General features: G+C 67.3%; 1 protein-coding gene. It reads right to left on the reverse strand.

The annotated features are described in order from the left end of the window. Positions 1–56 precede the first annotated feature (56 nt). The gene (locus QMX79_RS20735; RefSeq protein WP_282248456.1) at positions 57–1,184 is read right to left on the reverse strand and encodes a metallophosphoesterase; all 1,128 of its coding nucleotides are present in this window, start codon (positions 1,182–1,184) and stop codon (positions 57–59) included. Between the last annotated feature and the right edge of the window lie 172 nt (positions 1,185–1,356).

Below are 1,356 nucleotides of genomic sequence, written 5' to 3' on the forward strand. Positions count from 1 at the left end.
TACCCTGCCCACGCGCGGTATGTAAGCGCCGCGGCTGCCCGGCCTGCGACGGCGGGTCAGTCTTCCAGGCCCATCTTTCCTTCGGCCAGCGGCACCCGTGAGCCATCCAGCAGGCCACGGCTGACCGCGCCGTCTTCGATGAACAGCAGTTCGCCGTTCTCGCCGTTCTTGATGCTGCTGTCGATGGCGATGATGCGCCCACCGTGGAAGCTGCTCACGTGCGGCATCGAGGTGTGCCCGACCACGATGCGCTTGAGATCGAGGTCCTTGAGCAGGGTGTCCACCTGGTCGGTATCCATCTGCCCGTCGAAATAGCCACGGAACCAGATCGGGCTGGTCTTGCCGTCGAACAGGCGCGCCGTGTCCGGTGCGGCCTTGACCTGGTCTTTGGGCAGGCCGACCGAGGCCTGGTACAGGGTGTTGGTGGCGTCCAGCCCGCGCACCAGGTCCAGGTTCTGCGGCGCGATGCCGCCGTGCAGGAACAGCGTATCGCCGATCTGCAGCATCACCGGGCGGGTGCGCAGCCACTGGCCGATCACCGAGTCGGCGCCGTACAGCGCCGGGTAGCTGCGACCGAGCAGCTGGGCGCTCTTGAGGTACTTCGGGTTCACGTAGCGCAGGTCGTCATACAGCACCATGGTTTCATGGTTGCCCAGCACGAAGTGCACCGCGCCACCGGCTGCAGCGGCCTGCTGCTGCAGGCTGTAGAGCAGCCAGAAGGCTTCGGTCACCTGCGGGCCACGGTCGAACACATCGCCGGCCACCACCAGCGTGGCGGTGCCCAGGGACCAGTGGTCGTCGTTGTCGATGACATGATGAGCGCGCAGCAGCTTCACCAGCAGGCCGTACTGGCCGTGGATGTCCGACACCGCCACGATGCGCGGCGTGGCCGGGTACTGCGCGGGGGTGGCCTGCTGTGGCGCAGCCACCGTCAACGGATGCGGGTAGCCGCATTCGGGCAGCACCACGGTGCCGCCACCGCGCGCCGGCAGGTCGCGCTCGACCACATGGTCATTGCAGACCCAGTGCGCCTGGTGGCCCTTGGGGGTCATGAACACGTAGGGACCATCGGCATCCACATGTTCGGCCGGCGCGGGAACCTCGCGGGCGGCGGCAAGCAGGGGAACCAGGACAAGCCCGGCCAGGATCAGGCGGGCGGCAGCGGAGCAGGCACGAAGCGGCATCGGAGACTTCCAGCGGAACGGGGCAGGCGGCAAGATGCCGCCCACCCGATGCTAACCGCCGGTGGCAAACACCGGCATGCCCCATTGGTCAGCCCAATGTGCGCAATGTGGCCGCGACGACCAACCGTGGTCGCCGACCGCGTAGAAATTTGCCCCCAGATTGAACCGGTGT

This window comes from Stenotrophomonas sp. PS02300 (genome assembly GCF_029959395.1).
In the GTDB taxonomy this organism is placed as follows: Bacteria; Pseudomonadota; Gammaproteobacteria; order Xanthomonadales; family Xanthomonadaceae; genus Stenotrophomonas; species Stenotrophomonas maltophilia_AD.